General features: G+C 38.1%; 22 protein-coding genes and 1 other RNA gene. 21 read left to right on the top strand and 2 right to left on the bottom strand.

All coding sequences use genetic code 11. The annotated features are described in order from the left end of the window. Nucleotides 1-342: 342 nt before the first annotated feature. The 6 genes from ACIP9G_RS07780 to ACIP9G_RS07755 all read left to right on the top strand — a co-directional run bounded on the left by ACIP9G_RS07780 (nucleotide 343) and on the right by ACIP9G_RS07755 (nucleotide 5,167). Nucleotides 343-825, top strand: a complete 483-nt coding sequence (locus ACIP9G_RS07780; protein ID WP_340825084.1) for a cell wall elongation regulator TseB-like domain-containing protein — start codon at nucleotides 343-345, stop codon at nucleotides 823-825. Nucleotides 826-841: 16 nt separating this feature from the next. Next, nucleotides 842-2,035 (top strand): pyridoxal phosphate-dependent aminotransferase, encoded by a 1,194-nt coding sequence (locus tag ACIP9G_RS07775; RefSeq protein ID WP_340825083.1) that lies wholly within the window; start codon nucleotides 842-844, stop codon nucleotides 2,033-2,035. A gap of 28 nt (nucleotides 2,036-2,063) precedes the next feature. Beyond that, nucleotides 2,064-3,359, top strand: coding sequence for an asparagine--tRNA ligase (gene asnS / locus ACIP9G_RS07770; protein ID WP_340825082.1), 1,296 nt, complete (start codon nucleotides 2,064-2,066; stop codon nucleotides 3,357-3,359). Between the two features lie 91 nt (nucleotides 3,360-3,450). Further along, the gene (locus ACIP9G_RS07765; RefSeq protein WP_340825080.1) at nucleotides 3,451-4,179 is read left to right on the top strand and encodes a DnaD domain-containing protein; all 729 of its coding nucleotides are present in this window, start codon (nucleotides 3,451-3,453) and stop codon (nucleotides 4,177-4,179) included. A gap of 14 nt (nucleotides 4,180-4,193) precedes the next feature. Beyond that, complete coding sequence (gene nth / locus ACIP9G_RS07760; RefSeq protein ID WP_340825079.1) at nucleotides 4,194-4,856, top strand: endonuclease III; 663 nt, start codon at nucleotides 4,194-4,196, stop codon at nucleotides 4,854-4,856. Next, on the top strand, nucleotides 4,853-5,167 hold the full coding sequence (locus ACIP9G_RS07755) for a YpoC family protein (protein WP_401018639.1): 315 nt from the start codon (nucleotides 4,853-4,855) through the stop codon (nucleotides 5,165-5,167). The genes nth and ACIP9G_RS07755 overlap by 4 nt, the downstream gene beginning before the upstream one ends. A 169-nt stretch (nucleotides 5,168-5,336) precedes the next feature. Here ACIP9G_RS07755 and ACIP9G_RS07750 read toward each other — a convergent pair whose 3' ends face one another. Then, on the bottom strand, nucleotides 5,337-7,997 hold the full coding sequence (locus ACIP9G_RS07750; RefSeq protein ID WP_401018637.1) for a PBP1A family penicillin-binding protein: 2,661 nt from the start codon (nucleotides 7,995-7,997) through the stop codon (nucleotides 5,337-5,339). Beyond that, nucleotides 7,994-8,644, bottom strand: a complete 651-nt coding sequence (recU, locus tag ACIP9G_RS07745; RefSeq protein ID WP_340825074.1) for a Holliday junction resolvase RecU — start codon at nucleotides 8,642-8,644, stop codon at nucleotides 7,994-7,996. The genes ACIP9G_RS07750 and recU overlap by 4 nt, the downstream gene beginning before the upstream one ends. 381 nt (nucleotides 8,645-9,025) lie before the next feature. Between recU and ACIP9G_RS07740 the strand changes: the two genes are divergently transcribed. The 15 genes from ACIP9G_RS07740 to ACIP9G_RS07670 all read left to right on the top strand — a co-directional run bounded on the left by ACIP9G_RS07740 (nucleotide 9,026) and on the right by ACIP9G_RS07670 (nucleotide 25,948). Further along, on the top strand, nucleotides 9,026-9,223 hold the full coding sequence (locus tag ACIP9G_RS07740) for an endonuclease (RefSeq protein WP_340825073.1): 198 nt from the start codon (nucleotides 9,026-9,028) through the stop codon (nucleotides 9,221-9,223). Nucleotides 9,224-9,465: 242 nt separating this feature from the next. Then, a complete protein-coding gene (locus ACIP9G_RS07735; RefSeq protein WP_401018635.1) occupies nucleotides 9,466-9,849 on the top strand; it encodes a YppE family protein in 384 nt (127 codons plus the stop codon). Then, entirely contained in the window at nucleotides 9,824-12,097 is a 2,274-nt protein-coding gene (locus ACIP9G_RS07730; protein ID WP_401018634.1) for a DEAD/DEAH box helicase, read from the top strand. The genes ACIP9G_RS07735 and ACIP9G_RS07730 overlap by 26 nt, the downstream gene beginning before the upstream one ends. Before the next feature lie 691 nt (nucleotides 12,098-12,788). Further along, on the top strand, nucleotides 12,789-14,036 hold the full coding sequence (locus ACIP9G_RS07725) for a ribonuclease H-like domain-containing protein (RefSeq protein ID WP_401018633.1): 1,248 nt from the start codon (nucleotides 12,789-12,791) through the stop codon (nucleotides 14,034-14,036). 121 nt (nucleotides 14,037-14,157) lie between these two features. Further along, nucleotides 14,158-14,457: a cell division regulator GpsB gene (gpsB, locus tag ACIP9G_RS07720; protein WP_340825066.1), complete on the top strand. Its 300-nt coding sequence runs from the start codon at nucleotides 14,158-14,160 to the stop codon at nucleotides 14,455-14,457. 59 nt (nucleotides 14,458-14,516) lie between these two features. Next, nucleotides 14,517-14,895, top strand: an RNA gene (rnpB, locus tag ACIP9G_RS07715) — RNase P RNA component class B. Nucleotides 14,896-15,176: 281 nt separating this feature from the next. Further along, the gene (locus ACIP9G_RS07710) at nucleotides 15,177-16,916 is read left to right on the top strand and encodes a sensor domain-containing protein (protein WP_401018631.1); all 1,740 of its coding nucleotides are present in this window, start codon (nucleotides 15,177-15,179) and stop codon (nucleotides 16,914-16,916) included. A gap of 3 nt (nucleotides 16,917-16,919) precedes the next feature. Further along, nucleotides 16,920-18,056 (top strand): THUMP domain-containing class I SAM-dependent RNA methyltransferase, encoded by a 1,137-nt coding sequence (locus ACIP9G_RS07705; RefSeq protein WP_340825063.1) that lies wholly within the window; start codon nucleotides 16,920-16,922, stop codon nucleotides 18,054-18,056. A gap of 84 nt (nucleotides 18,057-18,140) precedes the next feature. After that, nucleotides 18,141-20,048 (top strand): ATP-dependent DNA helicase, encoded by a 1,908-nt coding sequence (locus tag ACIP9G_RS07700; RefSeq protein WP_340825062.1) that lies wholly within the window; start codon nucleotides 18,141-18,143, stop codon nucleotides 20,046-20,048. A 255-nt stretch (nucleotides 20,049-20,303) separates the two neighbouring features. Then, on the top strand, nucleotides 20,304-21,734 hold the full coding sequence (locus ACIP9G_RS07695; protein ID WP_401018629.1) for a histidine kinase N-terminal domain-containing protein: 1,431 nt from the start codon (nucleotides 20,304-20,306) through the stop codon (nucleotides 21,732-21,734). Further along, nucleotides 21,727-22,305 (top strand): ANTAR domain-containing response regulator, encoded by a 579-nt coding sequence (locus ACIP9G_RS07690; RefSeq protein ID WP_340825060.1) that lies wholly within the window; start codon nucleotides 21,727-21,729, stop codon nucleotides 22,303-22,305. Before ACIP9G_RS07695 ends, ACIP9G_RS07690 begins: the two co-directional genes overlap by 8 nt. A gap of 83 nt (nucleotides 22,306-22,388) precedes the next feature. Further along, the gene (eutH, locus tag ACIP9G_RS07685; RefSeq protein ID WP_401018628.1) at nucleotides 22,389-23,633 is read left to right on the top strand and encodes an ethanolamine utilization protein EutH; all 1,245 of its coding nucleotides are present in this window, start codon (nucleotides 22,389-22,391) and stop codon (nucleotides 23,631-23,633) included. A 19-nt stretch (nucleotides 23,634-23,652) separates the two neighbouring features. After that, complete coding sequence (gene eutS, locus ACIP9G_RS07680; RefSeq protein ID WP_340825057.1) at nucleotides 23,653-23,994, top strand: ethanolamine utilization microcompartment protein EutS; 342 nt, start codon at nucleotides 23,653-23,655, stop codon at nucleotides 23,992-23,994. Between the two features lie 10 nt (nucleotides 23,995-24,004). Beyond that, nucleotides 24,005-24,502, top strand: coding sequence for a EutP/PduV family microcompartment system protein (locus tag ACIP9G_RS07675; protein WP_401018627.1), 498 nt, complete (start codon nucleotides 24,005-24,007; stop codon nucleotides 24,500-24,502). Between the two features lie 21 nt (nucleotides 24,503-24,523). Continuing rightward, nucleotides 24,524-25,948, top strand: coding sequence for an ethanolamine ammonia-lyase reactivating factor EutA (locus ACIP9G_RS07670; RefSeq protein ID WP_340825053.1), 1,425 nt, complete (start codon nucleotides 24,524-24,526; stop codon nucleotides 25,946-25,948). Nucleotide 25,949: the final 1 nt, after the last annotated feature.

Below are 25,949 nucleotides of genomic sequence, written 5' to 3'. Positions count from 1 at the left end.
CTTTTGGGTATAGTAAAAAAGTTATTTTTTTACAAATATACACCTTTCTTTACTGTGAAAAAAATAGGAACTTTTGACGATAAAGTACAGTCTTTTTAAGTGGAAGAGTAAAAAATGAAAATCACTCCTCGAATCATTTGAAAACGCTGGTTTATCAACGTACAATAAATGAAATTAGCAAACACGACAAGAGAATTTTGGTGTATAATGTTGTGGTATGAGGAAAGAAAGCAGGTTGACAAAAATGGTAAGCAAAATGAAAGTGTGCGCAGTTATAGACACACAAAAATATCAGGCATTCTTAGCGAAAAAAAAGCTAGGTGTGAAACATAAGGTGAATATATGAAAAACTGGTTGATTTTCATTTCTGTCTTTATGGTTTCCTTGTCACTTGTCATTAGTATTTTAGTACTCTGGAAAGCCGAGGCTCCATTTAGTTCAATTGAAGAACAGGCTGAACAGTTGGCGCTTGATGCCAAAGCCCTAGCAATTGTCACGGAGTCATACACATATAATGGCAAACATTCGTATGTTACTGTGTTCGGGGTAGACGAATACGGTGACAAAAAGGCTGTCTTTGTTCCAACGAATCTAGAAGAGGATTCCATTCAGGAAGTATTTTTGAAAGATGGTATTACGGAAAAGCAAGCATTATCGGTTTTTAAAAATGAAGGAAATGTCCAAAAGGTGCTTCATATGAAGTTAGGCTATGAGGAGGTAGGGGCTGTTTGGGAAATTTCTTACCTAAATAATCACGATAAACTCAACTATGTCTATATTTTATTTAAGGACGGCGACTGGTGGAAGCGCATTAAGAATTTATAAGAGGAGTAGATCCCGAATGAAAAAATTATTAGCAGACCGAGTGAAAACTTTAACACCATCTTCAACATTAGCAATTACTGCAAAAGCAAAAGAATTAAAAGAGCAAGGTATTGACGTAATAGGACTAGGTGCTGGTGAACCCGACTTTAACACACCGCGCAATATTCTAGATGCGGCTATTGAATCTATGGAAAAAGGTTTAACTAAATATACCCCTGCTGGCGGTCTGCCAGTGCTTAAGAAAGCTATTATTGATAAACTTCAACGCGACAACAATCTTACATATAAACCGAACGAGGTTATCGTAGGCGTTGGGGCAAAGCATATTCTTTACACTTTATTCCAAGTAATTTTGAATGAAGGTGATGAAGTAATCATCCCTATCCCTTATTGGGTATCGTATCCAGAACAAGTGAAATTAGCAGGCGGTGTGCCAGTATATGTTGAAGGGACACGTGAACAAGGCTATAAAATTACTGCAGATCAATTACGTGCAGCTGTTACCGATAAAACAAAAGCAGTTATCATTAACTCGCCAAGCAATCCATCTGGTATGATTTATTCTCGCGACGAGCTAGCAGAACTTGCTGCTGTTGCAGAAGAAAAAGATATTTTAATCGTGTCAGATGAAATTTATGAGAAGCTTGTATACAATGGTATTGAGCATTTTTCAATTGCGCAACTTTCAGACGCAATGAAAGCACGTACAATCGTAGTAAATGGTGTAGCAAAATCTCACTCTATGACAGGCTGGCGTATCGGATATGCAGCAGGTGATGCAGACATTATTAAACCAATGACTGACCTTGCTTCACACTCTACTTCAAACGCAACAACAACTGCACAATATGCAACAGTGGAAGCGTATAATGGACCTCAGGACACAGTAGAAGAAATGCGCCAAGCATTCGAATCTCGTCTTGAGAAAATTTATCCACAAGTAAGTGCAATTCCTGGCTTCAATGTATTAAAACCGCAAGGCGCATTTTATTTATTACCAGATGTAGCAGAAGCAATGGCACATACTGGTTATGATTCAGTCGATGCATTTGCTGCGGATATTTTAACAGAAGCAAACGTAGCAGTGATTCCAGGCTCTGGTTTTGGTGCACCAACTACTATGCGATTATCTTATGCTACATCTTTAGAATTATTGGAAGAGGCAGTCCGTCGTATTGATGCATTTGTAAAATCAAAATGGCAAGACTAATCCTTCTAACCAACTTTGGAGGATTTCTATGAAAAAAATTATGATTCAAGATATGCCACAGCATATCGGAGAAACAGTCAAGCTAGGTGCTTGGTTAGCTAACAAACGTTCAAGTGGTAAAATTGCTTTCTTACAACTGCGTGATGGTTCTGGCTTTGTACAGGGCGTTGTTGTGAAAGAAGAAGTAGGCGAAGAAATTTTTGCAATTGCAAAGGGTATGACGCAAGAAACTTCGATGTACGTTATTGGAGAGGTGAAAGCAGACGAACGTTCGAGTTTCGGCTGTGAGCTAGCAGTAACAGGAATTGAAGTGTTACACGCAGCAACAGATTTCCCAATTACACCAAAAGAGCATGGTCCTGAATTTTTAATGGATAACCGCCACTTATGGTTACGTTCTCGTAAACAACACGCGGTAATGAAAATTCGTAACGAAATTATTCGTGCAACTTACGAATTTTTCAACAACAACGGCTTTACAAAAATGGACCCACCAATTTTAACTGGATCAGCACCTGAAGGTACTTCTGAGCTATTCCACACAAAATATTTTGAAGAAGATGCCTACCTTTCTCAATCTGGTCAGCTTTATATGGAAGCGGCTGCGATGGCGTTAGGAAAAGTTTTTTCATTCGGTCCAACGTTCCGTGCTGAAAAATCTAAAACACGCCGTCACTTAATCGAGTTTTGGATGATTGAGCCAGAAATGGCGTTTGTAGAATTCGAAGAAAACTTAGAAGTACAAGAACAATATGTGGAGCATATTGTGCAGTCTGTTCTGGCAAACTGTACCCTAGAATTAGAGCGACTTGGTCGTGATACATCGACGCTTCAAAATATTAAAGCGCCATTCCCTCGTATTTCATACGATGATGCCATTAAACTATTACATGAACAAGGTTTTGATGACATTGAATGGGGTGATGATTTCGGTGCGCCACATGAAACAGCAATTGCGAATTCATTTGACAAACCTGTATTCATTACGTGCTACCCAACAGGTATCAAACCATTCTACATGCAACCACATCCAGATCGTGATGATGTAGTATTATGTGCCGACTTAATTGCGCCAGAAGGCTATGGGGAAATTATCGGTGGTTCAGAGCGTATCCATGACTATGATTTATTAAAAACTCGTCTTGAGGAACATAATCTATCATTAGATGCTTACGCATGGTACTTAGAGCTTCGTAAGCAAGGATCAGTACCACATTCTGGCTTCGGTTTAGGGCTAGAACGTACAGTGGCTTGGATTTCTGGAACAGAGCATATTCGCGAAACTATTCCATTCCCACGTCTATTAAACCGTCTATACCCTTAATCGGTTAGCAACAAACGAAAACAATTTAAAAGTCGCGTAGTGAAATTTCTACGCGGCTTTTCTACTTACTAGAAAAAGGAGTCATGTCTACATGAATACAAAAAATAATCGACTCCGTACATGGACCGAGCAGAGAACTATACAAATTCCTCAGCTCTTTTTTCAGTTTTATAAGGAGTTAAATATTGAGGATGATGAGGCGCTGATTGTCATGCACTTACTTGCCTTTCATGTGGAAGGAAATGATTTTCCTACACCAACAGATTTGATGAATCGTCTTACGATGCCTAGTAATGATATTACTTCTCGCTTACAGCGTCTAATGCAAAAGGGCTTTCTTGAGATTACACGGGATGTCGATTCAAATGGCACGCTATATGAAAAATATTCGGTGTACCCTCTTTGGGAACGTATATTGCAGATGATCGAAATGAAAGAACAAAAAAATTCAGCAGCTACACTTCGTCAAGAAGAGGGTGAAGTATTCCGTTTATTTGAAGAGGAAATGGGGCGTCTTTTATCTCCTTTAGAGCTAGAAAAAATCGGTTTTTGGCTAGATGAGGATAAGCACAGTCCTGCGCTTATTAAAGAGGCGTTAAAGGAAGCTGTGTTTGCTGGTAAATTGAGCATTCGCTATATTGATCGGATATTATTGGAGTGGAAAAAGAAAAATATTACGACACCACAAGCTGCACATAAACAAGGCGAACAGTTCCGTGAGAAACAAAGCTTGAATAGACCGCCAGCACGTACGTTACAGCAAGAAACACAGTCGACAAACAGAGTACCATTTTATAACTGGTTAGAAGAAAGAGAATAGGGGGCTTTTAGGGAATGTTAACAAAAAAACAGTGGGAGCATTGTCTAGCTGAAATGGACCGCATGTTTCCCAATGCGCATTGCGAACTTGTGCATGACAACCCGTTCGAGCTGACAATAGCCACGTTATTATCTGCACAATGTACGGATGTACTTGTCAATAAAGTAACAAAGACGTTGTTTCAAAAATATAAAAAGCCAGAAGATTATTTGGCAGTGAGCTTAGAAGAACTACAACAGGATATTCGTTCAATAGGTCTTTATCGCAATAAGGCTAAAAATATTCAACTTCTATGTGCGCGACTTTTAACTGAATATAATGGGCAAATTCCCGCAAGTCGGGAAGAGCTCGTGACATTGCCAGGCGTTGGTCGTAAGACGGCGAATGTTGTATTATCAGTAGCTTTTGATATTCCAGCACTTGCTGTTGATACACATGTAGAACGCGTATCTAAACGATTAGGTTTATGTCGCTGGAAGGATTCCGTGCTTGAAGTGGAAGAAACCATAATGAAGAAAACACCAATGGACAAATGGTCGAAAACCCATCATCAGTTAATTTTCTTTGGACGCTATCATTGTAAGGCACAAAATCCGGGCTGCCAAACATGTCCGTTACTCGATGATTGCAGAGAAGGGCAAAAGCGTTTAAAAAAAGGGCTGGTGAAGAACGCGTGAACATTGAGGCAATATCAAAAGAAAAAATAGATGAATGGTTTACAGAATGGACTATGCTGGAAGCTCAAATACATGCTGCCCATGATGCTCGTAACGGGGAAGCAAAGGGACTCATGGAAGAGGCTATCATATTGTTTGAACGTTTAGTTATCGAAGCAGGTGAAGAGGTAATGCCGATTAATGGGGTTGAGCGTATGGCCTTTATTAAAACGAAACCAGGACAATATGCGTGTTATCGTCAATTAGATGAATTATTTAAAGAAACAAAAAAACGAACAGCACGCTTGCGTCTACAGGCAACCAAAAACTAAGGAAGAAAAAAGCACGTAGAAGATGCAAATCAAAAAATCATATGCTATTAATAGAAAATGGGTTGTCCTTTAAGTTATGTAGAGGACAACCTTTTTTTATGAAAAAACAGGTGTAGAAAACATTTCGTTTTCTACACCTGTTTCATTTTAGTGAGAACCTCTTAAATCGTTACTCACCGTCATCATTGTCGTCCTCGTTTGGCACTACAGGATCAGTTGGCGTAACAGGAGGTTGGCTTCCGTTATTGTTGCCGTTGTTACCGCCATTCCCGTTATTGCCATTGTTTCCATTTCCGTTATTATTGCCATTGTGATTACCGTTGTTCCCATTGTTACCGTTATGATTGCCATTATTGCCTTGATCAGGCTGTGTTGGTTGTTCAATGTCCGGTTCATCTGGATCCTCAGTACCTACATCTTCATCAGGCATACTCGTTATCTGGAAGGATGTCGTTCCTGGTTCACTTCGCGTATCATCCACAATCGCTACGACAGAAATCGTGTAGTTACCATCTTCTAATGTGTTGCTAACTGTTAAACCTTTACTTTCAGTTGTTCCAAGTACAACCGTTTCTCCACCTTCTTTTGTAGCAGATACTTCAAAGGTAGTCGGCATTGGTTCATCCGTTTCTGGGTCAAGAATCGCATCATGTTCCCAGCTAATGTTGATAGATTGCCCAGCCAAATCTAAACTTGCACTTACATTGTAAGGTGTAGAAAGTTCAGGAGCTTTGTATTCATTTGAAACTTCTGTAGGTTCTGTACCACGAACAAATAGCTCTGTTTGACGTAATTCACTTGGTGTATAGTCACTTGCTAATTTCAGTGGGCTAGAGCCTACTTCGATTGTAGCTTCTACAACCGAGCTTGGTTTTTTGAAACGTTCTGTTTCAATGTTCGCAGAAAGATCTTTCATAATATCTTTAAATAAATGTTGTGGTAATCGGCGTTCATCCCAAGTTGTAATTGGGTCAGAACGTTTTTCGTAACCGCTCCAAATAGCAATTGAATAGTTGGTAGTGTAACCAGCAAACCAAGAATCTGGCACACTTGTACTTGGTAAATTATATTTGTTAAACTCGTCGTTTGAATAGTTTGTTGTACCTGTTTTACCAGCAATATCTAATCCTGAAACATTTGCTGCAGTACCAGATGCATCTGGTTTATTGCTGACAACATCACGCAACATGTCTGTTACCATGTATGCTGTATATTCTTCCATAGCAACATTAGGCTTTGGTGTATAGTCTTTCGATGATTTACCATCGCGATAAACAATTTTTGTAATGGCGTAAGGGTCAGTGTAAACACCGTTATTCCCAAAAGCTGCATAAGATGCTGCCATTTGAATAGGGGACATTGTAATGGCACCACCACCAATGGCATCCGCCTCGTAAGCATTCTCTGTTTCAATGCCTAAACGGCCAATAAACTCTTTTGCTTTGTCTGCGCCAACTTCTTTAAATGTTCTAACGGCTGGCACGTTTCGAGAAGCGTATAGAGCTTTACGTGCTGTCATAGTACCAAAATATTTACCATCCCAGTTTGTAATCGTTTGATTTGTACCTGTATATTTCATTGGATCATCCACAAGTGTTTGACCAGTTGACCATTTTAAATATTCAATAGCAGGACCGTAATCAAGTAATGGCTTCATTGTAGAGCCTGGATGATTCATTACTAAGTCATCCGCATAGTTAAAGCCACGGTTCCCATAGTTTCGTCCACCACCGACTGCTTGAATTTGACCTGTTTTTGTATCAACGACAGCAACACCAGATTCAATGTTTTCTGTAGGGAAATTACTGTCATCGTTCATGATGTTTTCTACAATTTGCTGCGCGTTTGGATCAAGTGTTGTGTAAACTTTAATGCCCTCTGCCATAGCAGTGCCATCACCATTTTTTTCAAGCTCATTAATAACGATATCTAGGAAGGCATCGTATTTAGAGCCAGCAAATGTTTGGCGTGTAGCGTCGTCTGCAAGACCTGCTAGCACATCTACTTTCTTCGCTTCTTCCATTTCAGCTTTTGTAATTTTTCCATGCTGGTACATTAAGCCTAAAACTGTATTTCGTCGTTTTTCTGCCAGTTCAGGATTTTTTAATGGATTGTAAGCGTTCGGACGCTGTACTAAGCCTGCTAGTAGTGCTTCTTCATCCAATGTTAAATCTTTTAACTCTTTGCCATAGAAATATTGAGCGGCTGTGCCAAAGCCATAGATACGGCCTGACATCAACATTTTATTAAAGTACATTTCAAATATTTCTTCTTTTGAATATTTACGTTCAAGTTGGAAGGCAAGCCATGCTTCTTGTGCTTTACGTTTTAATTTTTTCTCATTTTGTAAAAATGAGTTTTTGACAACTTGCTGCGTTAAAGTTGAAGCACCTTGTGCCCCGAAACCATCACGGAAGTTGGCAAGTATTGCACCACCTAGGCGATAAAAATCCATACCATGATGTTTAAAAAAGCGAACGTCTTCTGTTGCTAGAATGGCGTTAATCATATCTTCAGGGATTTCATCGTATGTTACGTATTTTCGGTTTTCAGCACCGATTGTGGCGAAAACGTCACCGTTTTTATCATAAAATTCAGATGAAACAGGGTCCTTTAGTAAATCTTCATTAAGCTCTGGTGCAGTGCTTGCATAATAAGCAAATACACCTGCTCCGCCGACTAAGCCAACAACTCCTATAATAAGTATCGTTAGGACAATGCGCTTCAACCACGTTTTGGTCGAAGATTTTGCTGCTTTCGGCGCTTTCTTTTTATTTTTTTGAGCGAGAGCCTTTTGATGCTCTCCGCGTGTTTGACGACGTTCACTCATTTTTTAATCTCCTCACTTTCAGAGCCATGACTTGTTGCTTCAATGAACTGCTGAAGAACGGGTAAATAATCGATACGTGGATAATAGCTTGTTGGAATTTCAAAAGCTTCCTTTTCGATGGTTGAAAAGGGAATCGATTTTCGTTCACCATTGTCCATTGCATGCCAGGCCTTTTGTAAAACTTCGTATGGCACTAAAAAATAGCGTTCAAATGCTGAAAAACGAACGATAATAAATGCCACACCATTGTGTTCCTTCACTTGCTGCATATGTTTCATTTGATGTCCATGTATATTTTTTAATGGAAAGCTCGTCTTGGATGCGGTTTCCTTAGCATCAAAATCAATATAATGCCCATTCCAAACGCCATTGTAGTCAGTTGTAGAGGGCGTTCGGAAATAAGCTTCACGAATTACAGCAGCACTTCGCGACGGATACTCTACTTTGACGATTTGTACGGGAACAGGTTTCTTATGAATAATAGCAAGTTGCCTTTCTAAATAAAAGTCGTTTGCTTCATTTATTTCATCTTCTAACGTCTTCCCTCGATTACTATAGGAAAAATCCTTTGTTTTCCCCTTTTTCTCAGCTTTTTGAATAGCTGGAGCAGGGGTGTAGACTTTCCCATTTGGATAACGAATTGTCACTTAGCTCACCTTCTATAATACTGCTATTATACACAATAGTTTACCATGATTCAGTATAACTTCACCACAGGCAGAACGTGGCGCTAAAGATGTTTACTATTGCTGATAGATTTGCATGATTCGCTGTTTAAAGTAGAAATTTCGCCAATAAAACAACTGCATTCGCCATTGAAATTGTTAAATGGATACACCCCTTTTTTCCTAGAACCGTTGGGAATCATTCTTTTTTAGCAATTTCATTAATAGTGCTCATTGGAAGTCGCTATTAAAAATTTATCGAAATTCTTCTTCTTTCAGCTAACTTACGCTTATTTTGTCACGCATGAAGGTTATTTTATACATGCGAGGAATACTTAAGTAAAGATAAAAGGGGGCGTTGTATTGAACAAATTAGGACAATTAGTTGCACAGTTGGATCTAGTCAATCAATTACTTTTAACGAGAGTGTCATTGGAAAACAATGCGCACAGCCTGCAATTTTTTATGCAGCTCAAATCTGTTAGCCAGAAAGTAAGCTTAGCAGAAAAGAACTGGCAAGTAAAGAATGCTTGTTCGCCTATTAGTAGTGAAAAACGATAGACTTTGGTACACTAATCTCATACAAATAAAAATGATTCATTTGATGCAATCATTTAAAGCCTTTAGCGGGTGTTAGCAATTATGCAAAGTAACTTTCAGGGTAGTCGGATATAAGAGAGGTCGGCACACATTCCTGAAAGTCAGCACTTTTCTTTAATTCTAATACATGTTAATTGTTGTAAACGAAAAGTGCTTGCGACAATTATGCTAAAGGTACATTTGATACGAGATGAGGTGCGAAATTGTTACTAATACAGCAAACTTCCATATTAATAGATGAATGTGAAAAATGTGTTGCACGCTTTTGGCAAATGCGTGAGGAGGATCGTACGCCAGACTTTTTTGCAGAGGTCAAGCCACATGCTGATACGATTCATCAACTATTGAAAGAGTGGCAACAAGAAGCAAATGCTTGGATTCAAAAAAACAAACCGAAATATATGCATTCAGGACAAATTGCTTCAGCGGTTGAATCGATGGAGCAATTTGTTGTGCAATCATTTTATAAAGAAACAAGTAAAAAACGTTTTTTAGATGCAACTCATTCTACTTCCTACACGCTAAATAATTTTTATCGCTTAGTGAAGGAGGGGCAATCCGATGCTATCGAAAAAACGGACGATTAGTGCGTTATTAAATGAGTGGCGATATGATGAGGAACTTAAAGAGCGGATAATTCATTGGCAAACATTAGACGGACGCGATGCCAAACTTGCTCCTTTTCCACAAAATCTACATCCTTCACTTATCAAAGCATTACATGCACGTGGCATCGAACAATTATATACACATCAGCGAGAAGCGTTTGATTTGGCGACTAGCCACAAATCATTTACTGCAGTTACACCGACCGCCTCAGGTAAATCATATTGCTATCATTTACCTGTACTACAAAAGATTTTAGAAGATCGAAATGCACGTGCAATTTATCTTTTTCCGACAAAAGCGTTAGCGCAGGATCAGAAAAATGATTTAAATGAACTGATTGAGCAGAGTGGAGAGGACATTTTAAGCTATACGTATGATGGTGATACAGCTCCTGGTATACGCCAAAAGGTTCGAAAAGCAGGTCATATCGTGATGACGAATCCAGATATGCTGCACTCAGGTATTTTGCCGCATCATACAAAATGGGTGTCGCTCTTTGAAAATTTGCAGTATATCGTTATTGATGAATTGCATACATATAAGGGTGTATTTGGTTCACATGTAGCGCATGTTATTCGAAGACTGAAACGCATTTGTGAATTTTATGGCAGTAAACCTGTTTTTATTTGTACGTCTGCAACCATTAAAAATCCAAAAGAACTAGCGGAAAATTTAACGAACGAAACGCAAACGTTAATTGCGGATTCAGGAGCACCGGTTGGCAAAAAAACATTCCTATTTTATAATCCACCAATTATCCATAAAACTTTTGGTGTACGTCGAAGTGCAGTTTTAGAGGTAAGTGATTTGGCAAAAAGGCTGTATACAGCAGGAATTCAAACGATTATTTTTGCAAAAAGCCGAGTGCGTGTTGAGATGATAGTTACCTATTTAAAGGAACTGACTCGCAATAAATTACAAGACGAATCTGTACGTGGCTATCGAGGGGGGTATTTACCCTCAGAGCGACGTGTTATTGAACGTGGGCTTCGAAATGGAACAATTCAAACTGTAGTGAGTACGAATGCACTGGAGCTTGGCGTAGATATTGGTCAACTACAGGCATGCATTATGACGGGTTACCCGGGAAATATTGCGAGTGCATGGCAGCAAGCGGGACGTGCTGGGCGTCGTCAAGACGAAGCACTCATTATATATGTAGCACAATCGACTGCACTAGATCAGTACGTTGTAGATCATCCACTATTTTTACTGGGGAGCGAACCTGAGGAAGCACGCATTTATCCTGAAAATATGTTGATTTTAATGGATCATTTAAAATGTGCAGCTTTTGAGTTACCTTTTTCAACAAATGATTCGTATGAAGAATTTGAAATACAAGAATTACTCGAGTATTTAGCAGAGGAAGGTGTTGTTTTCAAAACGAGTGAAAAGTGGCATTGGATGAATGACCGTTTTCCGGCACACGATATTAGCCTTCGTTCAGCATCTCAAGAAAATGTTGTTATCATCGATATGACTGTACCTGCTCGTACAAAGGTAATTGGAGAAATGGATCGTCATAGTGCAATGACACTATTACATGAGGAAGCTATCTATTTGCACCAGGGTATTCAATTCCAAGTAGAAAAACTTGATTGGGAAGAAAAAAAAGCTTTTGTGCGTGAAGTAGATGTAGATTATTACACGGATGCTAATTTAGCTGTGGAAATGAAAGTACTTGAAGAAGATCGAAGCCGAAACTACCAAGGTGGGACGATTAGTTTTGGTGACGTAGGATTAGTAGCACAAGCTACCATCTTTAAAAAAATTCGCTTTGGTACGCATGATAACATAGGCTCTGGCCCAATTCATCTCCCGCCAGATGAAATGCATACAAGTTCTTCATGGCTCTCGTTTTTAGCGCCGGAAAAATGGACTGAAGAAGAGTTGACGGATGCTATGACGGGTGCAGCCTATGCGATGAATGCCTTTATCCCATTATTTATTCAATGTGATAGTAGTGATGTAGCGGTAGTGCCACAAGTGAAGGCGACGCACAACGAACAACCTACGTTTTTTGTCTATGATAAGTATCCAGGTGGTATTGGTTTAAGTGACAAAGTTTATGATTTATGGGAGGACTTAGTGATGAAGGCACAGCAGCATATTACAGCCTGTCCTTGTAAGTCTGGTTGCCCATCCTGCATTGGTCCACAAGAATCAATCATTAATTCAAAAAGTAAAGTTGTCAAACTTCTTCAATTGCTTAACGAAAATCATTAGTTTACAAAAGAAGGTTTGAAAGTAGTAATAAAAACGATTTTTTATTAAGTAATGTAACACTCTACGAAGGTGAATACCGATGGAGCTATAACTATATAAACAAGGAATTGCATTGGAGGATGATGGCTATTTTAAACTCGATGAACCTGTGTCATGTACACAATTTATTGCATTGATGTACCGTGCAATGAATTGATAACAAAAAAAGCACATCTTCTCTCTTTTTACATAAGGGAGAAGATGTGCTTTACTAATTATACAGACTTTTAAATTATAAACTTAGACAATCTATATGTTGGGGGAGATAGACGAGTAATTACTTCCATCTTCCAAATGATTATAATTAAACAATCTAATTGTTAAATATCTTATAATAAGCGCTTCGTAATTTTTGAAATCCTTTACATGGAGGCGCTATTCTTATAGAAATAATTAATAATGTTAATCTTACAAACTTATTCGCAAGCGACATATTTATAGAGAAGTAAACGTTGCATAGATAAATCATTAAAATTCATTTTGGCACGTATGATAACATTGGCTTAAATCATGATCTCACACGATACACAATAAGACATGTATATCAAGTGACTCGAGGTTTAATCTATGAGACTAATTATTTGCAAAATGAAAGTAAAAGATAGCTTGCACAAGTATTAAAAATTTTACAGGCAGAAAATGAGTGAAGTTAATGTCTTACGAAAATAAAATACTACAAATGAAAAAAATGCTAGGAAAAAAAGTAGAAAAACAGGTAGCTAACGAAGAACAAATCTTTCAAAAGCCGAGCGCTCCTCACTATGCGGGTCAGTGGGAAAAGGCAGGTCTTACGCGCATCGAAAATGACTTTGGCATCGTTTTTAAACGACAAGTGCATTATCCATTCAATTATCAGCACGGTCACTATCAATTGCAGTCATTTTTTGACGCGCTAACAAAATGGCAAAGTGCTGATTTTGAACATCCTTATGCATTAAATATGGGTGAGCAAGTACTGTTTTTTGATACAGAAACGACTGGGTTAAAAGGTGTTGGGACACAAATTTTTCTTCTGGGCTTTTTAGAACTGACGGATCATGATTTTGTCTTAACTCAATATGTTTTAGCAGATCCAGGGCATGAAGCTGCCCTGTTATTTGAATCTAGGCTTTGGCAAAAAACAGCGACGATTATTACGTATAATGGTAAAAGTTTTGATTGGCCACAACTTGAAACACGTTGGACCCTCAACCAAAAAGTATTACCTAAATTACGAACACAGCGCCAAATAGATTTACTGCATAGCTCGAAGCGATTATGGAAAAATGATATGGAGCGCATGAAATTAAAATCAGTAGAAGAGGAGAAGCTTGGCTTTTCTCGTATAGGCGATATCCCTGGCTATTTAGCACCAATCATTTATCTTGATGCTGTGAAAAGTGGTGTGCCTGATGCACTTATGAAGGTCCTTATTCATAACGAATGGGATTTGCTATCGCTCATAACCTTGTATGTTCATTCTACTAACTTATTATTTGAAGAGGCGAGCGATGAATCAGCCAATACTTACACGAATATCGGGAAATGGTATGCTGATCTAAAGAAAAGCCCCCAAAGTGTTAACGTTTTAGAAAAGGTAACGACACAATTTGATGCGCGAGAAGCGGGCAATGCTCAATTTTATTTGGCAATTCAATTTAAAAAAAATAAGCAATTTAGCGATGCAATCGATGCTTTTGTTGCTTCACTCCACTTTATAGAGCCACGAAAAAAGTTGCATGCTTTAGAACAATTAGCTATGCTCTATGAGCATCAAATGAAAGATTACAAGCAGGCCATTAATTATACATTAGAAGGCATACAATTGATTACTTCGACTGAGGAATGGCGAATGGAACAAAAACAAAAATGGGCAATTTCTTGGGAAAAGAGGTTGCACAGATTAGGAAATAAGCAATAATTTCCCGGGTAAGCGCAAGAAACGACAAGTTTAGCCTTACAATTGATGGTTTCAGACGATATAATGTTAGGAAATATGCTATAATGAATTCGTGTATGTAGTGCGAGGAAGGGCGATGTGAATGGACATTAAATTAACTTCAAAAATGATTCTTGAAAAGGAATTTAAGAAAAACTTTAAAGGCTACAATGTAGAAGAGGTCGATTCTTTTCTTGATGAAATAATTCAAGATTACGAAACGTTTGAAAAAGTTGTTGCTCAACTGAAAGAAGAGAATAAACAGCTAAAAGAAGAAATAGAAAATACGCCAAAGAGACAACCGCAACCAGCTGTTTCAGCAGCAGGTACAACCAACTTTGATATTCTTAAACGACTTTCAAATTTAGAAAAACATGTATTTGGTAGCAAGCTTTACGAATAATTTTTATCATATACATTGTATTTATCATAAAACTCTAGTATAATCTTCGTATCATCATGAAATTCGAGTAATCGCTGCGACGCTAGACGTCGTAGAGGAAAGTCCATGCTCACACGGTTCTGCGATGGCCGTAGTGTTCGTGCTTACTGAAAAAATAAGGTAAGGCAGCTTAAAGCTGACGGCGGAAGGAAGACCTAAGTCTATTTGATATGGTTGACACTTCCTGAAAGTGCCACAGTGACGAAGCTTGTTTGGAAACATACAAGGTGGAACGAGGTAAACCCCACGAGTGAGAAACCCAAATTATGGTAGGGGCACTCTCTTGAAGGAATTGAACGGATAGAGGGACAGAGTTTGCTCTGTAGATAGATGATTACTGCCCGGTCGTACGAGGCGCAAGCTGTTTGAGTACTCGGGAACAAAACATGGCTTATTGAATTTTTTGATGCTTAACTATGAAATAACAAGCGCTCTCCAATTCGGTGGAGAGCTTTTCTTTTGAACTAATTAAAGTTGTATCTATTACTTATGATGTCTAGTCATGCGCGATATACGCCTAAGGTTAGGCTAACACCATGTTGGCCGCGCCTTTGTCGATACGCTTCGAAGTCATAACATCACCGTTATCGTATGGACGCGACATACATACCTACGCAAAAAGTAGGAACGCGCTTTTCTAAAAATAAGGGTAGTATCGATAGATAGGATGGAGCGGAAACATGGGCGGAGTAATTAATAATCTGGAGAAGATTAATTCGATTTCTAAATACCCCACTTCCTTACTGAAGAAAATTTTTGAAAATGTATCTGAAGGCATTATGATTACGGATAAACATAAGAAAATAGAGATGGTTAATCCAGCATTTGAATTCGTTACAGGCTATAAACGCGATGAAGTGATGGGGAAAACGCCCGCGGTGTTGCAGTCAGGTGTACATGAGTTATCCTTCTATTTGACAATGTGGGAAAAGATTCGACAAGAAGGAATATGGCAAGGTGAAATTTGGAATCGTCGTAAAACAGGAGACGTGTATCCTGAATGGTTAACAATTGTTAGCATCACAAACGATATGGGAGAAATCACAAATTATTGTGGTATTTTCACAGATCTCTCTGAAAGAAAAATAGTAGAAAATGAACTAGAAAAACGTTTGTTAACAGATTCCTTAACAGATGTATCAAATCGATTTGCTTATATTGAGAGAATGGATAGCCTACTAGAATCGTCTTCTACTATTTCTCATTCAGTACAGCATGCTGTCTATTTCCTTGATTTGGACAGATTTAAACAAATAAATGATACGTTAGGTCATGCAGTAGGTGATACGATTCTTGTAGAAGCAGCAAAACGTATTCAAACATTGCTAAAAAACAAAGATATCATTGCTAGGTACGGCGGAGATGAATTTATCGTTACATTAACGAATGTAAAAAATGTTCGAGAAGCTGCGAAATTTGCTGAGCAAATTATTGGAATTATAGAACAACCGATGAATATAAATGGACAAGATGTCTTTATCTCCACAAGTATTGGGATTAGTATGTATCCTGCTGATGGGGTGACGTCTGAGCAACTTATTACTTGTTCAGATAAAGCGATGACCTATTCTAAAAAGAATGGTCTTAATAGCTATTCATTTTATTTTGATGAATTGCAAACTGACAGTCAGCGTGTTCTATTGCTAGATTCAGAGTTACGTAGAGCAATTGAAAATCGCGAATTTGAGCTGCATTTCCAACCGAAAATTACGGTGGAAAATGAACATATTCAAGGACTTGAGGCACTCGTTCGCTGGAATAATGAAAGACTTGGATTTGTATCTCCAGCAGAATTTATTCCATATGCTGAGGAGACAGGTCTTATCATTCCTTTAAGCGAAGTTATTATTGAAATGGCTTGTGAAGCAGCAATTAAATTACAACAATTTGGTCGTAAAATTCCGATTGCAATTAATATTTCAAGCATTCATTTTAAACAGCAAAACTTTTTAGAGTCGATTCAGACAATATTGGAACGATATAACACGTCAGCAAACAATTTTGAAATAGAAGTTACAGAGCGCACTGTCATGAATAGTGCTTCGGAAACGGTTAGCAAGCTCGTTCGACTAAAGCAACTAGGCTTTAAAATTTCGATTGATGATTTTGGTACAGGCTATTCATCGCTGAGCTATTTAGTTCGATTCCCTCTCGATTGTTTAAAAATTGATCGTAGCTTCATTCAACATATTAGTTCGCTCGATGAAAAACAGGCAGTTGTAGATGCCATTATTCAAATGTCACATCGTCTAAAAATGAAAGTTGTAGCAGAAGGTGTAGAACAAGCGCAACAAGTGGATATACTACGGAAAATGAACTGTGATATTATCCAAGGCTATTATTACAGCAAACCATTACCACTTCCCGAATTGCTGGAGTATATCGAGTTTTGGGAAATTGAACATCAAGGAAGGAAATAATGTATGGCAAACTATAAATTAGTAGCAACGGCTGCAATGGGCTTAGAAGCGATTGTAGCACAAGAAGTACAGGCTCTCGGTTACGAAACGACAGTCGAAAATGGCAAGGTTTATTTTGAAGGTGATGAAACGGCCATTGCCCGCACGAACTTATGGCTCCGTGTAGCAGATCGTGTGAAAATTGTTGTAGGACAATTTCCTGCAAAGTCTTTTGAGCAACTGTTTGAAAGTGTAAAGGCGTTACCATGGGAAAAATATTTACCAGTAGACGCATCATTTCCTGTGTCAGGAAAATCGGTAAAGTCTAAATTATTTAGTGTGCCAGATTGCCAAGCAATTACGAAAAAAGCAATTGTAGAACGCATGAAGCAGCATTACAAACGTCTTGGATTTTTAGATGAATCTGGTGCAACTTATAAAATTGAAGTTTCAATTTTAAAAGATGTGGCTACACTTACCATTGATACTTCTGGCGCTGGCTTACATAAGCGTGGCTACCGACAAGCTCAAGGGGAAGCACCGTTAAAAGAAACTTTAGCCGCTGCACTCGTTCAGATTTCAAAATGGAATCCGAATCGACCATTTGTAGATCCATTTTGTGGGTCAGGTACGATTGCTCTAGAAGCAGCAATGTTCGGACAAAATATCGCACCAGGCTATAACCGAGAATTTATTTCGGAGAGTTGGCCTTGGATGAAAGCGAAAATTTGGGAAGCGGTTCGAGATGAAGCAGATAGCATAGCCAATTATGATCAACCACTTGAGATTATTGGTTCAGATATTGATCATCGCATGGTGAGTATTGCGCAAGAAAATGCCCTCGAAGCAGGTTTTGGGGACATTATTACGTTCAAACAAATGCAAGCTCGTGATTTTACAACACTGCTTACAGATGGCGTTATGATTGGGAATCCACCATACGGTGAACGTATTGGTGATGTAGAAGTTGTGGAGCAGGTCATTCGTGATTTAGGTCAAGTCATGAAAAACTACCCAACTTGGTCAGTGTACATGCTGTCCTCCATGAAAAACTTTGAAGAATTGTACGGTCGTCAATCGACGAAAAGACGTAAGTTATTCAATGGTTTTATTGAAACGAATTATTATCAATACTGGGGACAAAAGTCTAAAAGAGACTAACTAGAGTAACGGAAGGTGAGATTTTTTCTTATCTTCCGTTTCGTCGCGTATAATAGGAACAGATTGTATGAGGGGGAACGTCAATTGCGTAAATCTTTACCATTTGCATTAACGAAGGATCGCTCGTTTTTCGAGTCATTAGGTGACTGGATGGGAGACGTCCTTTATGATGAATTACCAGAAAAGGGATTTGAATGCCGAGATGAGCAAATTTTTATGGCTTATCAAATTGAACAGGCTTTAAAAGAGAAAAATGTATTATTTGCTGAAGCGGGAGTAGGGACAGGGAAAACGATTGCTTATTTATTACCTGCTGTATCCTATGCACGCTATACAGGTAAACCAGCATTAATAGCCTGTGCAGATGAAACATTAATCGATCAGCTCGTTAAAGAGGGCGGCGATATTTATAAATTACAAAAAACACTCGGTTTAGAAATTGATGTACGTTTAGCGAAATCACGTGATCAATATTTATGCTTAAAGCGTTTCGAGGAAGCTGAAAAAGTCGAAACAGATGAGTGGATTGATGATATAGCATTTTCAATTCCTGACGGCGTATATGCCCAAGGCTCGATGATTGCTGTGCAACCATACGGTGACCGCAGTGATTATCCAACGGTTAGTGATGAAGATTGGCACAAAGTGAATTATAACGCGATTATGCAATGTTCTGTATGTGATCTGCGTAATCGTTGCGGTCAAACCCTTCACCGTGCACATTACCGTAAATCAACGGATTTAATTATTTGCTCGCAAGACTTTTTAATGGAGCATTTAGCAACGAAAGAGTCGCGTGAACGTGAAGGACAGTTAGCGTTACTTCCAGAAGTATCGATGATGGTGCTAGATGAAGGACATTTATTAGAGTACGCTGCGCAGAAAGCAATGACGTACAAAGTTCAAGCAACGACGATTGTTCCACTATTAGAACGTTTAATGGTAGACGGTGTCCGTGAACGAACTTTGTATGCAATGGAAAAATTACAAGACGATCACGAACTATTTTTTGATCAGCTGCGTGATGATATTGTAGCTTCTGAGGAAGAACGTAAGCGTATAAACAAATCTGCAACACTTTTAAAATACGGTAAACAACTTATTCAAGATGTCGAAATACTGCTTGAGGAATTTGTTTTTGAATCAGAAATGTATATGATTCCAGAGTATGAGTTAAATATGGCAGAAGAGTATTTGGAGCAATATCAAGCTTCACTTCGCATTTTTACAGCGCAAGGTGATGCAGTTGACTGGCTAGAGGAAACAGATGGTGAGGAAACGCTTGTCATTATGCCACGACTTATTACAGAAGTTTTAGAAGAAAAATTATTCTCGAAAAAGCTTCCTATTGTATTTTCTTCTGCAACACTATCTGTCAATAAGGATTTCTCATATATTGCTTATAGTCTTGGTATTCATAATTACCAATCATTCTCAGTTCCGTCACCTTTTGATTACGAAGCGGTGATGAGAATTTACTTGCATGAACTATCTCAAAATAATAAAACAGCTCGTGTCCAACAACTGTTGGGAGATGGTGAAAAAACATTAATATTATTTAAATCAAAACAAGCGATGTTAAACTTTAAAGCGGAATTGCCTCTTATGGAACGTATGCATGTTGCATTTGAGGGAGATCGTGAACTATCTGCAATTGTTCGTGATTTCCAAGAAGGTACTGTTAAAACGTTATGTTCCTATCATTTATGGGAAGGTTTAGATTTACCTGAAGAAGCACTGACACGTGTCATAATTTATGACTTGCCTTTCCCTCCACATGATCCATTGTTTGACGCAAAACGGACATTTGCTGAAAATCCGTATGAAGAAGTAGAATTACCTTTTATGCAATTACGTCTACAACAAGGAATGGGACGATTAATTCGTACATCTAACGATCATGGTGATATTCATATTTTGTTAAATGAGGAAGAAGCCAAACAGCGTGAAACATTTGAAAATATTTTAGCAGTAACACCAGAAATAAAATAGAAAAAAGCGAGTTTGCCATCGATGCAAACTCGCTTTTTTAATATATTGAAATAATAATAACGTCATGATATTTATATAATGTCGAAAAAAAGTGTTGAATATTTCTCTTTTAAACTATATAGTTCTTTGTAATGTGATGTAATTGATTGAAGCACAAAATTTTTCTTCTTGAAAATAATTTTGCAGAAGGTTTATAATGATGACAAGAAATTTAAGGAATAGTTACGATTACTGGTGAGTATTCTATGATAGGGGGTGGACCTGTCGAGCATTCAAACGCTGTGTAGTAAATATACAAACTTATCCGAAACAGATATCGAGAAGTTAGTAGAGCTTGAAACTACACTTTCCTATTATGCTGAATTGACAGATTGCTATATGTTTATAGATTGCATGGTGGAAAATTTACCACATGCAATTGTTGTGGCAGAGGCATTCCCTACAAAAGAAATTGGTTTATACGAAAAATCAGTGATTGGAAAAATCGTATTTGAAAGCTTTGAACCAGCAGTATTTGCAGCTTTTAAATATAAAGAAAAATCATCCATTTCCCGAGCAATCACACAGGAAGGTATAACCGTTGAACAAAATGTTGTTCCTGTTTTTAATGACGAGGGACAGGTTATTGCCATGTTGATTCAAGAAAAAAAGGTCAAAATGCAAACTGCACCAAAGGATGATTTTCAAAATATGCCTTTTGCTTTAATTGAGCATATTGTCGAGCCAAATTCGCAACCAATTCCTGTTGTGTCTGATTTATTAGTAGAGTCAATTATTCTCACAAATCATGAAAACAAAGTGATTTATAGCAATCCAGCAGGCTACCGTTTTATTACGGAGCTTTCAGGGCTAGAGCATTTTAACAATATTGCGTTGGATAAAATTTTACCTTTTTTACAAGAGGTCTATGATAAAGGCGACGATGTCTTTTTCTTAGAAATTACGATTGATCGTAAATCGTTTATAGTGAAAAAAATTCCAATTCGCAGTCAACATGATAAAGTGACACTTCTTATTATTCATGATCTGACAGAGTTAAAGCTGAAAGAAAATGAACTGATGATGAAGACATTTGCTATACGAGAAATTCACCATCGTGTGAAAAATAATTTACAAACGGTTACAAGCCTATTGCGATTGCAAATGCGAAATGACCTAGCAGCTTCAAATGCAAGTGCTTTTCAAGAGGCATTAAATCGAATATATAGTATTTCCTCTGTCTATGAACTTATTTTAGAAAATGAGGATAATGCGGAAGAAAAAGTGGACGTTATCGCTTTGTCTAAAAAGATAGGGCATAAAATGATTGGTACTACCAATACACAATCCATTCAATTAGTCTTCCACGATGATGATATTCAGCTATATTGTCATTCGAAAAAAGCTGTTTCACTCGCATTAATTATTTGTGAGCTACTACAAAATGCATTAAAGTATGCTTTTATCGAGCGCGAGGAAGGAATAATCGATATTCAATTTCTTCAGGATGCTTCTTATATTTCACTTCATATTTCCGACAACGGCGTTGGCATGCACGAGGTGAAGGCATCATTTGGAATGGAGATTATTACAAGGCTTGTTGAATATGATTTAGCTGGCACATTTACAATTATCCCTAGTGAACAAGGTACACATACTCAAATTCAGTTTCCTGTAAGTGAGGAGGTATTTATCCTAAATGACTAGGAAAGTAATGATTGTCGAAGATGAATCACTTATCGCTATCGATTTGAAATTTATGCTAGAAGATAATGGCTATGAAGTCGTTGCTCAAGCAAATAATGGAGAATCAGCGATTGAGCTAGCTTTTACACATAAGCCACAGTTGATTTTAATGGACATCAAAATGCCGAAACTAGATGGTTTAAAAGCAAGTAAAATTATTGAACAGCAGTTAGGTATACCCGTACTGTTTATATCAGCTTACAGTGAAAAAGAATTGTTATTGTACATGAAACAGGACAATATTTTAGGTTATGTTATGAAACCGTTTTCTGAGAAAAATGTCTTGCCAGCGCTAGAAGTGGCATTTCATCAAATCGATAAATTCAACCGTCTGAACGGTGAAATATTGCATAAGCAAAGTGAATTAGAAAAGCGGAAACTAATCGAACGAGCGAAAGGGTTACTGATGCAATCAGAAAAACTTAGCGAGGACGAGGCTTATAAAAAAATTCGCAATGAGAGTATGCAAAGTCAGCAGGAAATGGTGACAATAGCAAAACGAATTATTCATACATTACAAGTTAATAGATGAAGCAAAGACGCTTAAAGAGAATTTTTCTTTAATGCGTCTTTTTTTCTATATATTTATCAAAATCAAAGGGGGGGATGAGTAAGATGGCAATGATAGGAACGATAATCGTTTATATTATTATGATTTGTGCCGTTTTAGGTGCGATCGGAGCAATTCGAGATGCAGAGTATGGGATTGGTAAAGAATTTATGAATGGTATCCATACTGTAGGGCATATTTTTGTACCCGCAGCAGGAATCATGGCAGCTATACCTTACTTAACGTGGTTTATTAGTCACTTTATTAGTCCGGTTTTTGAATGGATTGGAGCTGATCCAGCAATAGCCGCAACAACAATTTTAGCGTCGGACATGGGGGGATATCAATTAGCAAATGCCTTAAAGGAATCCTATGAAGGATGGGTGATGGCACTTGTTGTTGGTTTTATGTCAGGTGCAACAATTGTATTCTCAATTCCGATGGGTCTTGCGATGTTAGACAAGCGTGATCATAAGTATATGGCATTAGGAATTATGGCGGGCGTTTTAACAATTCCGATTGGTGCATTTATTTCATCAATCATGATTGTGATGTTTAACACGGAAGTTCGTGAAGTCATTAGTACTACATCTGCACCAACTTATGTTTTTGCCATTTCTATTTTACAAATATTACTTAATTTATTGCCTTTATTTATTTTTGTAATCTTAATTGCGTTAGGGCTAAAGCTCATTCCAAATGGCATGATCAAAGGTTTTATGATTTTTGGACGTGTAATGGATGCGGCGATTAAGCTTGTACTTGTGTTCTCGATTGTTGAAATTTTTACGGGTCTTTTTACAAAGATTTTTGGGGCATGGGGCTTTGATCCAATCATGGCAGATAGTGTTGACCAATTCCGTGCATTAGAAACGGCTGGTTATATCGGTATTATGTTAGCGGGTGCATTCCCAATGGTCTACTTAATCCGAAAATATGCTTCTAAACCGCTAGAAACAGCAGGTGAAAAATTAGGTCTTTCATCGGTAGGAAGTGCAGGGATTTTAGCAACGAGTGCAAATATTTTAGCTATGTTTACACTCATTCGTCAGATGCCGCCAAAAGATAAAGTAATCAACATTGCCTTTGGAGTTTGTTCAGCCTTCCTGTTAGGTGATCATTTATCATTTACTGCTAATTTCCAGCCAACAATTATTTTACCTGTAATGGCAGGGAAGCTTTTAGCAGGAATCATTGCCATTTTCTTTGCCTATAAGCTATCAGTACCTACAGCATTAAAATTGGAACAAGAAGATCGAAAGGCAGGCATCATTAAAGAGGGAGAATATTTAACAGATCAAAAGTCTTGATAGAAAGAAGTGATGTCGTATGAGTGAAGAAAAGAAACGATTTATTCAGGAATTTGTGCCGGGTAAGCAACTAACGTTGAGTCATTTAATAGCAAATCCAGATCCTGAAATGTTTCAAAAACTTGGTATTCAAGAAGCGGGTGCACTTGGCATTATGACTTGTACACCGAGTGAAACAGTCATTATTGCTGGGGATATAGCTACAAAGGCCGCGAATGTAAAACTAGGGTTTTTAGATCGTTTTACGGGCAGTCTCGTTATTGTGGGTAGTGTCTCTGAAGTTGAAATGGCGATGTTAGAAATTAATCGTTTTCTTTCAGAAATGCTAGGTTATACGCCATCTAAAATAACGAAGTCATAGGATGTGCCATATGAAAAATCGAGTAATGATAATAGGCGGTGTGCAAGCTGGTAAGTCAACGCTAATGAATGCGTTATTAGGCAAAGATAGAAAAGCCAATAAAACGCAAGCACTCGTTTTTGATGACTGGATTGTTGATACACCTGGAGAATATATAGAAAATCCGATGTATTACAGAAATATTATGGCAACATCGCTCGAAGTGACGCATGTAATTTATTTACAGGATGCCACATCCACAAGGAGTGTTTTTCCACCACAATTTAGCTTGGGCATTCCTAAAATACAAATTGGCGTCATTACCAAAATAGATGCACCTCTTGCAGATGTGGAAAGAGCAACAACTTTATTAAAAAACGTTATGACACACGGTCCAATCGTTCAAACATCTTCGTGGCAAATGCTTGGTATTGAGTATATTGCACCGCTAATTCAGCTCAATTCAGACGAGGAAATTCGCCAATTTGTTAAGGATCGTGATAGTCCCTATCTTATTTATTGTTCTTAGTGGCGTAGAGGGAGGCATAAGTTGAAAACAGAAAAAATTTATAGTGCAGGCATTGATATTGGGACAAGTACAACAAAGATGGTTGTTAGTAGTTTTCTGTTGAAAAACGTTGCTGGTGTGACACATGTGCCGCGGATAGAAATAATTGAAAAAACGGTGTTACATCAAAGTCCTATTATTAAAACACCGTTTCTCAATGATGACATTATCGATATGGAACAGATAGAACAATTTATATTTCAGCAATATCAACTTGCTCAAATTTCACCGGCAGATATATCAACAGGTGCCATTATTATTACGGGTGAATCTGCTACGAAGGAAAATGCCAGTGAGGTTGTCCATGCAATTGCTGACTCAGCAGGTCATTTTCTAGTTGCGACTGCAGGGCCAGATTTAGAGGGAATTATTGCCGCCAAAGGTGCAGGTACTGTCCAACTGTCAAAAAACACAGGCAAAGTCATTGCCAATATAGATATTGGTGGCGGTACGGCTAATATCGCAGTTATGCAGTACGGTGAAGTCATTGGCACATGTACATTGCATGTTGGTGGTAGATTAATTGAATTTTATAATGGCAAAATTCTTTCTATTTCTCCACCTATTAAGAAGCTCATGGAGAAGTGGCCAAAACCATTACAGCTAGGGGATTCGGCAGACGATGCTCGCGTTGGGCAGCTTATTCAAGAAATGGTGCGCTTCTTAGCTAAGACATTAAGTGGGCAAGAAATTGATGCCGAGCATCCATTGTTATTAGGACATTTGCCAAATTGGCATAAGCCAGTCGATGCAATCGTCTTTTCAGGAGGGGTAGCTTCCTGTATATATAACCATGATTGTACGCATCGTCAGTACGATGATATCGGCGATAAACTAGCAAATATGCTATTACAGCATGAGCAACTGCAAACATTTTTATGGCTACAGCCACAAGAAACTGCACGAGCAACAGTGACTGGTGCAGGTACACAAACAACTGAAATTAGTGGTGCCACCATTCAAGTGGATGCAGATGTTTTACCGTTAAAAAATGTCCCTGTATTTAATTGCCATATGAGTATCGCATCAAAAGCGTTTGATCATATGGTAAAGACAGCAGTGGATAGAGCAGATGCACTCTTTTCGATAGAGGATAAACACGCTCCATTTGCACTTTATTTTAGTGAGTTACCGTACTTAAGTTTTCAGGATGTCCATACATTATGCGAGGCCATTTTACAGCATTTAGGAACAAGAAGCTCCAAGGACATACCAATTATCATAGTCATTCAATCAGATTATGCAAAGGTTATAGGGCAAACGTTGCAAGCTATTAATCCAATGGTTCCTATACTATGTATCGATCAAATTAAAGTAGAAACAGGTGATTATATTGACATTGGGCAAGTGCTACCTTCTGGTGTTGTCCCTGTTGTTGTCAAAACACTAGCTTTCCACTCAAAGTAAG

Source organism: Lysinibacillus sp. NPDC093197, from assembly GCF_044754025.1.
Taxonomy (GTDB): Bacteria; Bacillota; Bacilli; order Bacillales_A; family Planococcaceae; genus Lysinibacillus.
Note: the sequence above shows the minus strand (reverse complement) of the source record. Positions and strands in the feature narration are given on the sequence as shown.

Bases quoted from the DNA above. Each gene is read 5' to 3' on its own strand.
- ACIP9G_RS07780 (WP_340825084.1), top strand. From the start codon at position 343: ATGAAAAACTGGTTGATTTTCATTTCTGTCTTTATGGTTTCCTTGTCA.
- ACIP9G_RS07775 (WP_340825083.1), top strand. From the start codon at position 842: ATGAAAAAATTATTAGCAGACCGAGTGAAAACTTTAACACCATCTTCA.
- asnS (WP_340825082.1), top strand. From the start codon at position 2,064: ATGAAAAAAATTATGATTCAAGATATGCCACAGCATATCGGAGAAACA.
- ACIP9G_RS07765 (WP_340825080.1), top strand. From the start codon at position 3,451: ATGAATACAAAAAATAATCGACTCCGTACATGGACCGAGCAGAGAACT.
- nth (WP_340825079.1), top strand. From the start codon at position 4,194: ATGTTAACAAAAAAACAGTGGGAGCATTGTCTAGCTGAAATGGACCGC.
- ACIP9G_RS07750 (WP_401018637.1), bottom strand. From the start codon at position 7,997: ATGAGTGAACGTCGTCAAACACGCGGAGAGCATCAAAAGGCTCTCGCT.
- ACIP9G_RS07730 (WP_401018634.1), top strand. From the start codon at position 9,824: ATGCTATCGAAAAAACGGACGATTAGTGCGTTATTAAATGAGTGGCGA.
- ACIP9G_RS07725 (WP_401018633.1), top strand. From the start codon at position 12,789: ATGTCTTACGAAAATAAAATACTACAAATGAAAAAAATGCTAGGAAAA.
- gpsB (WP_340825066.1), top strand. From the start codon at position 14,158: ATGGACATTAAATTAACTTCAAAAATGATTCTTGAAAAGGAATTTAAG.
- ACIP9G_RS07710 (WP_401018631.1), top strand. From the start codon at position 15,177: ATGGGCGGAGTAATTAATAATCTGGAGAAGATTAATTCGATTTCTAAA.
- ACIP9G_RS07705 (WP_340825063.1), top strand. From the start codon at position 16,920: ATGGCAAACTATAAATTAGTAGCAACGGCTGCAATGGGCTTAGAAGCG.
- ACIP9G_RS07690 (WP_340825060.1), top strand. From the start codon at position 21,727: ATGACTAGGAAAGTAATGATTGTCGAAGATGAATCACTTATCGCTATC.
- eutH (WP_401018628.1), top strand. From the start codon at position 22,389: ATGGCAATGATAGGAACGATAATCGTTTATATTATTATGATTTGTGCC.
- eutS (WP_340825057.1), top strand. From the start codon at position 23,653: ATGAGTGAAGAAAAGAAACGATTTATTCAGGAATTTGTGCCGGGTAAG.
- ACIP9G_RS07675 (WP_401018627.1), top strand. From the start codon at position 24,005: ATGAAAAATCGAGTAATGATAATAGGCGGTGTGCAAGCTGGTAAGTCA.